This is a genomic window from Streptomyces sp. NPDC046900, from assembly GCF_040644975.1.
In the GTDB taxonomy this organism is placed as follows: domain Bacteria; phylum Actinomycetota; class Actinomycetes; order Streptomycetales; family Streptomycetaceae; genus Streptomyces.
The window spans coordinates 1-8,443 of the sequence record NZ_JBEYXD010000168.1; the positions used below are offsets into that span (position 1 = coordinate 1).

Consider the following 8,443-nt stretch of genomic DNA (forward strand, 5'->3'; position numbering starts at 1 on the left):
CAGGGACCAGTTGTACGAGGAGGCCAAGAAGCGCAACATCCACGGCCGCTCCTCGATGACCAAGCAGCAGCTGGAGAACGCCCTCGGCCGCTGACCGCATCAAGACGGCTGCCGGCCGCCTCTCTCGTGATCCGCTGGAACGCACTCGGTGCTGAGCGAGAGCGCCACCTGCCACGTCCTGCGTGAGCCGGGGGCGTGGTCAGGTGGCGCTCTTCTTACGGTGACGTCCGGCCCGGGCGAATGCGTCCACCAGCCCCTCGCGGCTCATCCTGGACCCCGTCCTCAGGCGGTCAGCGCTCCCGTGGCCAGCAGTCCAAGGAGTCCCACGCCGATGATGAGGCGGTAGATCACGAAGGCGTTGAAGGAGTGCCTGGCGACGAACTTGAGCAGCCAGGCGATGGAGGCGTAGGCGACCACGAAGGAGACGGCGGTGCCGACGGCGAGCGGTACGGCGCCGACCCCGGTGCCGACGGCGTCCTTCAGTTCGTACAGGCCCGCGCCGGTGAGGGCCGGGATGCCGAGGAAGAAGGAGAGGCGGGTGGCGGCGACCCGGTCCAGGTCCAGGACGAGCGCGGTGGACATGGTGGCGCCGGAGCGGGAGAAGCCGGGGAAGAGCAGCGCGAGGATCTGCGAACTGCCCACCAGCATCGCGTCCTTGAAGCTGGTGTCGTCCTCGCTGCGCTTGTGCCGGCCCATCTGGTCGGCCGCCCACATCACACCGGATCCGACGATCAGCGAAGCTGCCACCACCCACAGCGAGGCCAGCGGCCCCTCGATGAGCGGCTTGGCCACCAGGCCGACGGCCACGATCGGGATCGTGGCGTAGATGACCCACCAGGCGAACTTGTAGTCGTGGTGATAGCGCTCGTTCTTGTCGACCAGCCCTCGGCCCCAGGCGGAGACGATCCGCACGATGTCCTTGAAGAAGTACAGGAGTACGGCGGCGATCGCACCGACCTGGATGACGGCGGTGAAGCCGACCACGGATGTGTTGTCGACGGGGATGCCCATCAGCCCCTCGGTGATCTTCAGATGGCCGGTGGAGGAGACGGGCAGGAACTCGGTCAACCCCTCGACGACTCCGAGGACTACGGACTGGCCGATACTGATAGCGCTCATGGGATCCATCTCTGCGGTGGGCGGGTGTGAGGGCTGCACGCGCTGTGGTGCAAACGGGCGGTGTCGAAGCGGGCCTGGTTCAGGGGCGCAGTCTGCTCAGGGTGCGGCGGACACTGCCGCCCCACCGGGCCGTGCCGTGCGGCCGGTCGCGTGTGTGCCGGGCGGCGGCGAGCTCGTCGAACAGTTCCTCGTAGGCGCCGGCAATGCGGTCCGGATCGAAGCGGCGAGCGGCGATCAAGGCCGCCTCGCCCATACGGCGGCGGCCGGGCTCGTCCGCGATGAGGTCGAGCAGGGCGGTGGCCAGCGCCTGGCGGTCGCCCATGGGGACCAGACGTCCGTCGACGCCGTCGTGGATGATCTCGGCGGGACCGAGCGGGCAGTCGGTGGCGACCACCGGCACGCCGCAGCGCATCGCTTCGACAATGGTCATCCCGAAGGACTCGGCGTCGGAGGCGGAAGCGACGATCGCCGCGCGGGCGAACTCAGGCTCGATCGGCGAGACGACGCCCATCAGCACCGCTCGGCCGGCCAGGCCCTGTTCGTCGATCAGCTGCCGCAACCGCTCCTGCTCGGTCCCGGACCCGTAGATGCGCAGGGTCCAGTCGGCATGCTTGGCCGCGACTTCGGTGAACGCCTCGATGAGCAGGTCGAACCGCTTGGTGCGGGCCAGGCGCCCGGCCGCGGCGATGGTCTTGGACGTGCCGTCGGACGGTGGGAGGCCGGGGTCGGGCACCCCGTTGGGGACGGCCAGGACCCTGACTCCCGGCAGCCGCATCCGGGTCCGGTAGACGGCGGCGTCCGCATCGGTCGTGGTGACCACGGCGTCCAGGTCGCGGTAGTGGCGGGCGAGCTGGGCTCGCAGTTTCCTGCTGTGGGTGTCGTGGGTGAGGTGTTCCTGGGCGATGCGCACCGCGCGGGTCGAGGCGAAGCGAGCCAGGTAGACGTTGAGGCCCGGCCGGGTGCCGATGATCACGTCCGCGTCGCAGTCACGCAGGTACTCCTCGGCCCGCCGGTCGGTGAGGAGGCTGTACTGGTGGTGCCGCTTCTCGGCTGCGGGGAAGGCCCGCGACGGCTGGTGCAGCTGCGGATCGGCCAGATCGGCCGAGTCCTTGCGCACGTCGACCAGGGGCACCACGACCACCCGGGGGTCGATGGCGAAGCGGGGGCTGGTGCGGTGGCGGCGGACGGAGACGACCGTCACCTGGTGGCGATCGGCGAGCGAGGCGGCCAGGTTGAGGGTGGTGCGGTTGGTGCCGCCGATCCCGTAGATGTCGTGGATCAAGAAGGTGATCTTCACGCGGGGGTCTCCGGGTTCGGTCCGGCGGCCCCACGACGGCGGGCACGCAGCACTTCCAGGGCCAGCGGCAGCAGGGAGACGGCGACGATCAGGCCGACCAGGGGCAGCAGATAGTGGTCGACGTTCGGGATGCTCGCGCCCAGGCCGTAGCCGCCGAGCACCAGTCCGACCGTCCACACCAGCCCGCCGGCGGCCTGCCAGAGCGTGAAGGTGCGGGCCGGCACCTGCGCGATCCCGGCGATCGGGTTGAGCACGGTACGCACGACCGGGATGAACCGGGCGAGCACGATGGCCTTTCCGTGGCCGTAGCGTGCGAGCAGTTCCTCGGCCCGGACCACGCCCTCGGCCAGGTGCCGGTTACGGGTGCGGGCCAGCAGAGACCGGCCGGCGCGGCGGCCGATCAGATAGCCGGCCTGTGCGCCGAGCAGTGCCCCGGCCACGGCCGAGATCAGCACCCCGGGGAGGGCGAGGCGTACGCTGCCGGTGCCGGTGCCGGTGCACAGCAGCCCCGCGGTGAAGAGGAGCGAGTCGCCGGGCAGGAAGAAGCCGACCAGCAGTCCGGTCTCGGCGAACAGCACCAGGAAGATGCCCGCGCTGCCGAACGCGGTCAGCAGGGACGTGGCGTCCAGTGGATTGACGGCCTGGGGCACCGCGGGGTCCTTTCCCGCTCCGCGCGGTGTTCTTCGGGCGCGGGCGCATGGCAGACTCTGAGCACGACAGCTTTTACACGGCCGTAAAAGTTCTACGCGACTGTAGAAGACGAGCGGGAGAACGACAAACTCCATGGCAGCCGACACCCACGGGCGCGGCCCCAAGCGGGCCAACGGCGTACGCGAGGCCGAGATCCTCGAGCTCCTGCAGCAGGCGGACGTCGCCCTCACGCCGGGCGAGGTCACCGAGCGCCTCGGCAGCGAGCTGACGTACAGCAGCGTGGTGACGATCCTCACCCGCATGCACACCAAGCAACTGCTCACCCGCACCGCGCGCGGCCGAGCCTACGCCTACGCCCCCGTCACCGACGAAGCCGGCTTCGCCGCCCGCCGCATGCGCACCGTCCTGGAAGAGCGCGCCGACCGCGAGGCCGTGCTGGCCCGCTTCGCCGACAGCCTGTCCGACGCGGACGCCGACCTACTGCGCCAGCTGCTCGGCCCCGAACAGTAGAAGGGACCGCCCGGATGCGCATTGCCGTCTACCTGCCGCTGCTGCTCTCGCTGCTCGCGCCGCTCGGTGCGCGCCCGCTGTCCGAGCGCTGCGAACCGCGCCTGGCCACCTGGCTGCTGGCAGCGTCGTCCCTGGTCCTGGGCGCGGCGAGCACCATCTCCTTGGGCCTGCTGGCCGTCACCGGCCTGATCCGCATCCCGCAACTCGCCGTCCTCGGCCACTGGTCGGCCCAGACCGCCCAGCACGACGACCCCGCCCGGCTCTCCGTCGCCCTGGTCGCCGGCCTGCTGCTCGGCGGCGCCGCGATCACCGCCGCCCGCATGCTCTGGCGGCGCGCCCGCACCCTGGCCGCCGCCGCGCTGGAGGCCGCCTGCATGCCCGCGCGCGACGGCCTGGTCGTGGTGGAGGACGACGCCCCGGACGCGTACGCACTTCCGGGACTGCCCGGCCGCATCGTCGTCTCCACCGGCATGCTGCACACGCTCGACAAGGCCGAGCACGACATCCTGCTCGCCCACGAACGCGCGCACCTGAGGGCCCACCACTACGCCTTCGTGGCCCTCGCCCAACTCGGCGCCGCCGCCAACCCGCTCCTGCGCCCGCTCGCCACCGCCGTGAACTACACCATCGAACGCTGGGCCGACGAGAACGCCGCCACCGCCACCGGCGACCGCACCCGCGTCGCCCGCACGGTCGGCAAGGCCGCCCTCGCCACCCATCGCGCCCCGGCCCTCGCCCGCGCCACGGGCGCCGCCCTCGGCATCCTCGGCCGCCGCGGCCCCCTGGCCACAGCCGGTCCCGTCCCCCGCCGCGTGGCCGCACTCCTCGCCCCGCCGCTGGGCCGCCACTCGCTCCTGACCGCAGCGACGGCTGCCGTGGTCACGGCCTCAGCGCTCGCCACCGCCGAAGCCGCCCACGATCTTCACCGCCTGCTGGAAACCATCGGCGCCCGGTAGATCCGGCCGACAAGCCCCAGGTCAGCGACCTGGGGCTTGCGTGCGTCCGGCCTTGCTCGGGGAGGTCAGCTGCCGGGCCCGGCGGGTTCCTTGCCGTGCCGGTCGACGACTGCGCGCCAATGACGGCACCGGTGCCGTACAGCGTCCGGGCGAGGTCCTGCGGCTTCCGCCACAGGCGCCGGGGACGGCGCCGACACCTCGGTGTCCGCAAGCGCCGAGTCGCTTCCCAGGCCGGGAGCGCGAACTCGATTCTCGTCACCCGCTCCACGAAGAGGGGCCCCGGCAGGAGACCTGGGCCTTTCCGCTGTCCGCAGTGATCACTCGGGGCTGCGTTCCATCCGTACGTCACCGCGCTTCCTCCCGCTGCCGCGCCGCGGTGATTCGCCTGCCCCGCCGAGCCGTACCCGCCCTCGCCTGTGAAGCACGCCACGGAACACCTGGTTGCTTCGGCCGTCCGGCCGTCGATGGGGCATTACGTTGCAACGAGACAGAACGTTCTATTCACCAGAGGTCCGATGTCCCGCTGCACCGGCGTGCTCATCCACGGGCTGTGAATGACGCCACGCAGCTGGGAAGGGTGGGTCGAGCGCTACCGGGCGCAGGGCTACCGGGTCATCGCCCCTGCCTGGCCGGGGATCGACGGAGAAGTGGAAGACATCAGGCGCAACCCGTCACGGACAGCGGGAGTGGGTCTGCGCGAGGTGATCGCCCGCTACGAGGAGGTCATCCGGGATCTCGGCGAGGCGCCCGTCATCATGGGGCACTCCTTCGGCGGCGCCGTCACCCAGGTCCTGCTGGACCGCGGTCTCGGCCGTGCGGGCGTCGCCATCGACTCGGCCCCCGTCAAGGGCGTGCTGCCGCTGCCGTACTCCACCCTCAAGTCGGCCTTCCCGGTGCTGGGCCACCCCACCAGGAGGAACAAGGCCGTCCCGCTGACGCCGCGGCAGTTCCACTACGGCTTCACCAACACGCTCAGCGAAGAGGAGTCCGCCGCCGTCTACGAGCGCTACCACGTTCCCGGATCGGCGCGCGTGCTCTTCCAAGGCGCCTTCGCCAACTTCAACCCCCGCGCCGCCACCAAGGTCGACTTCCGCAACGAGCGGCGGGCTCCGCTGCTCTTCATCGCCGACGAGGCCGACCACATCGTGCCGCCGACGTTGAACAGAGCCAACCGGCGGCTCTACCGCAAGTCTCCGGCCGTCACCGAGTACCGGGAGTTTCCGGGCCCCTCCCACTTCATCGTCGGCCAGGACGGTTGGCAGGAAGTCGCCGACTACGCACTCGCGTGGGCGGCTCATCACGCGTACGGCCGCGGCTGACGCGGCCCCACGCCCCCCATACCCCCTTTCCCCGCGGGCGGAGTAGCCCATTCCGTCCCGCCGACTCACAAGGAGAAAACAGATGTCCAAGCACCGCCACGTCACACGCCGCCAAGTCGGCCTCGCCGTCGTCGGAGCGGCAGGCCTCGCCCTCGCCGCCGGCCTCGCCACGAACGCATCGGCTGTCCCCGGTGAAAAGGCCCACACCGTCAAGCCGACCGTCGTACTGGTACACGGCGCCTGGTCCGACTCGGCCAGCTGGAGCGGCGTCATCAAGCGCCTCCAGGCGGACGGCTACCGGGTCACCGCCCCGGCCACCCCCCTGCGCAGCCTCAGCGGCGACTCCACCTACCTGGCCGACTACCTCAAGACGATCCAGGGCCCCGTCATCCTGGTGGGCCACTCCTACGGCGGCGGTGTCATCACCGACGCCGCCACCGGCAACCCCAACGTCAAGGCACTCGTCTACGTCGCCGCCTTCGCCCCCGACAAGGACGAAACGCTCGCGGGCATCACCGCCAAGTTCCCCGGCAGCCACCTCAGCGACGACCCGAAGGCCCCCATCCCCACCGCACTCAACGCCGTCCCCTTCACCCAGCCCGACGGCCACACCGGCATCGACCTGTACATCAAGCCCGACAAGTACCGGGACATCTTCCTCAGCGGACGGCTCAACAGCGCCACCGCCGCGGAACTCGCGGCCACCCAGCGCCCCCTCGCCGCGCAGACCTTCGGCGAGCCCTCCGGCACCCCGGCCTGGAAGACCATCCCCTCCTGATACCTCGTCGCCCACGACGACCACGCCATGTCTCCGGCCGCCGAGAAGTTCATGGCAGCGCGCGCTCACTCGCACACGGTCGAGGTCAACGCGCCGCACGCCGTCCAGCTGATCGACCCGGGCGCAGTCACGAAGCTCATCGAGCGGGCCGCCGCCCACCGCTAGTCAGCCCGCCGTCGGCCTCCGCCCCACCTGAACGGGCGGAGGCCGACGCGTTTCCCCAGCAGAGGAAGGTGTGTGCGCCCAGCACACCCGAGAACATCGAACGAGCCCCGAACAGGGGCGGGAACCGGCCGCAAGAGGGGGCAAGCAGGCCACGAGGGATCAAGAAGGCGCGGGGCGTCCGTCGGTTCACTCGGCCGCGAGAAGTGCGGCTACCCCATGCGCCAGCGTGGCGCTCGCCGTCTGCGCATCGCCCAGGTACCCGGCGACCATCGCACCATCGCGCAAGGCCACCATCACATCCGCCGAGCGCGCGGGGTCGGCGGCACCGACCTCCCGGAACGCATCCTGGATGACGCCGTGGAACCAGTCCCGGTGTGTCAGCACCGCCTGGTGGATCACGCTGTCCGGGTCCGGATACTCCGCGGCCGCGTTGATGAACGGGCATCCACGGAAACCCGGTCCGCACATCTCCTGTCCGATGCCGTGCGCCACGGCCCCGAGGAAGGCGGACGTGTCACCGATCGCCTGCCGCGCCGAGGTCACCTCCCCGCGGATGCGCTGGTCCGTCGCCTCGAGGTAGGCGCGCACAAGGTCGTCCTTGCCCGCGAAGTGCCGGTAGAAGGTGCCCCGGGCGACATCCGCTTCCGCCATGACCCGGTCCACGCCGACCGCACGGATACCCTCCGCGTAGAAAAGCTTGCCCGCCGTACCCAGCAACCGCTCACGGGCCTCGGAACGGCGACCCGCCTCAGGCATACCCATCACGTTCGACACACTTCGAGTATATAGAACGTTCCTTCCATCCGCCCGGGCGCTCGTGGGACGTCCGGCGCACTGCCCCTCGAACGGCAGGAGCCCTGCTCTGCCCGGACGGGCGGAGCAGGGCTGGTGCGACGGAGGTGTACGGGCCCGTCAGCCGGCCTGCGACGGGCTCTGATTCATGCCGTCGACGATGGCCCGCTTCATGATGGCGCTGGTGTACAACACCGTGCCGGGCTTGATCAGGGCGTCCTCGCCGCTGGTCTCCCGGACCTGGACGCTGCGCTGGCCGAGGAAGACATGGGTCTTCCGGTCGAAGATCCATTCCTCGCGCCGGCCGCCGGTCTCGTCGAGCCGGGCCACCGCCACCCCGTGCCGGCCCACCGCGTCCACCGCGTCCCGTACGACGACGACACCGGGGATCTTCTCGGCGGCCTTGAACAGTGCCGATTGAAGTGCTCTCCTCCCCTCGCAAGCTCAGGAAGGAGATTCCTGCCTACCTTGCGGCGGCGGGCTTGACGCGTTTAGGCGCCTGACGACTGCACCTTCCGGCAGCCGGGATCGCCACGAGGCCGATCCGGTACAGGTGCAAGATGTTTCGGGCTGCGTTCCAGTCGGCGTTCGCCGCGAAGCCGCAGTCCGGGTTTTTGCATACGAACGTGGCCTGGTCCTTGCGGCTGCCTGGCGTTGTGAAGCCACATGCAGAGCAGCGCTGGGAGGTGCCGGGGGCTGGAACTTTGACCAGTGTGGCGCCGTACTGGGCGGCCTTGTACGCCAGCATCGTGACCGTGCGCCCCCATGCCTCCTGGCTGATGGAGCGGTTGATTTTCCGGATGTCGATTTGAGTTATGGCTGGTCACCGGCTATCTGGAGGCGTCATGGACGTCAT

General features: G+C 70.4%; 8 protein-coding genes and 3 pseudogenes. 5 read left to right on the plus strand and 6 right to left on the minus strand.

What is annotated here, in order from left to right; translation table 11 throughout:
- A pseudogene (locus tag ABZ904_RS49490) lies at positions 1-94 on the plus strand (plasmid stabilization protein); the annotation flags it as partial.
- Between the two features lie 188 nt (positions 95-282).
- Here the strand turns inward: ABZ904_RS49490 and ABZ904_RS49495 are convergent.
- The 3 genes from ABZ904_RS49495 to ABZ904_RS49505 form a co-directional block, all read right to left on the minus strand.
- On the minus strand, positions 283-1,119 hold the full coding sequence (locus ABZ904_RS49495) for an undecaprenyl-diphosphate phosphatase (protein ID WP_359409025.1): 837 nt from the start codon (positions 1,117-1,119) through the stop codon (positions 283-285).
- Between the two features lie 79 nt (positions 1,120-1,198).
- Entirely contained in the window at positions 1,199-2,416 is a 1,218-nt protein-coding gene (locus tag ABZ904_RS49500; RefSeq protein WP_361830746.1) for a glycosyltransferase family 4 protein, read from the minus strand.
- Positions 2,413-3,066 carry a DedA family protein gene (locus ABZ904_RS49505; protein WP_361830749.1) on the minus strand — a complete coding sequence of 218 codons (654 nt, stop codon included), beginning with the start codon at positions 3,064-3,066 and terminating at the stop codon, positions 2,413-2,415. The genes ABZ904_RS49500 and ABZ904_RS49505 overlap by 4 nt, the downstream gene beginning before the upstream one ends.
- Positions 3,067-3,199: 133 nt before the next feature.
- On the opposite strand from ABZ904_RS49505, the gene ABZ904_RS49510 reads away from it, so the two are divergent.
- From ABZ904_RS49510 to ABZ904_RS49525, 4 genes are all read left to right on the plus strand, one after another.
- Entirely contained in the window at positions 3,200-3,577 is a 378-nt protein-coding gene (locus tag ABZ904_RS49510) for a BlaI/MecI/CopY family transcriptional regulator (RefSeq protein WP_359409031.1), read from the plus strand.
- A gap of 14 nt (positions 3,578-3,591) precedes the next feature.
- Entirely contained in the window at positions 3,592-4,533 is a 942-nt protein-coding gene (locus tag ABZ904_RS49515) for a M56 family metallopeptidase (protein ID WP_361830752.1), read from the plus strand.
- Positions 4,534-5,087: 554 nt separating this feature from the next.
- Positions 5,088-5,852, plus strand: a complete 765-nt coding sequence (locus ABZ904_RS49520; protein WP_361830755.1) for an alpha/beta hydrolase — start codon at positions 5,088-5,090, stop codon at positions 5,850-5,852.
- A gap of 82 nt (positions 5,853-5,934) precedes the next feature.
- Positions 5,935-6,630 carry an alpha/beta hydrolase gene (locus ABZ904_RS49525; RefSeq protein ID WP_361830758.1) on the plus strand — a complete coding sequence of 232 codons (696 nt, stop codon included), beginning with the start codon at positions 5,935-5,937 and terminating at the stop codon, positions 6,628-6,630.
- Between the two features lie 351 nt (positions 6,631-6,981).
- On the opposite strand, the gene ABZ904_RS49530 is transcribed toward ABZ904_RS49525, so the two are convergent.
- The 3 genes and pseudogenes from ABZ904_RS49530 to ABZ904_RS49540 form a co-directional block, all read right to left on the minus strand.
- Positions 6,982-7,551, minus strand: coding sequence for a TetR/AcrR family transcriptional regulator (locus ABZ904_RS49530; RefSeq protein WP_361830761.1), 570 nt, complete (start codon positions 7,549-7,551; stop codon positions 6,982-6,984).
- Positions 7,552-7,707: 156 nt separating this feature from the next.
- Positions 7,708-8,004 (minus strand): annotated as a pseudogene (locus ABZ904_RS49535) (hypothetical protein); the annotation flags it as partial.
- A 46-nt stretch (positions 8,005-8,050) separates the two neighbouring features.
- Positions 8,051-8,380, minus strand: a pseudogene (locus ABZ904_RS49540) (transposase); the annotation flags it as partial.
- Positions 8,381-8,443: the final 63 nt, after the last annotated feature.

Bases quoted from the DNA above. Each gene is read 5' to 3' on its own strand.
- ABZ904_RS49515 (WP_361830752.1), top strand. From the start codon at position 3,592: ATGCGCATTGCCGTCTACCTGCCGCTGCTGCTCTCGCTGCTCGCGCCG.
- ABZ904_RS49530 (WP_361830761.1), bottom strand. From the start codon at position 7,551: ATGCCTGAGGCGGGTCGCCGTTCCGAGGCCCGTGAGCGGTTGCTGGGT.
- ABZ904_RS49510 (WP_359409031.1), top strand. From the start codon at position 3,200: ATGGCAGCCGACACCCACGGGCGCGGCCCCAAGCGGGCCAACGGCGTA.
- ABZ904_RS49525 (WP_361830758.1), top strand. From the start codon at position 5,935: ATGTCCAAGCACCGCCACGTCACACGCCGCCAAGTCGGCCTCGCCGTC.
- ABZ904_RS49520 (WP_361830755.1), top strand. From the start codon at position 5,088: ATGACGCCACGCAGCTGGGAAGGGTGGGTCGAGCGCTACCGGGCGCAG.
- ABZ904_RS49495 (WP_359409025.1), bottom strand. From the start codon at position 1,119: ATGAGCGCTATCAGTATCGGCCAGTCCGTAGTCCTCGGAGTCGTCGAG.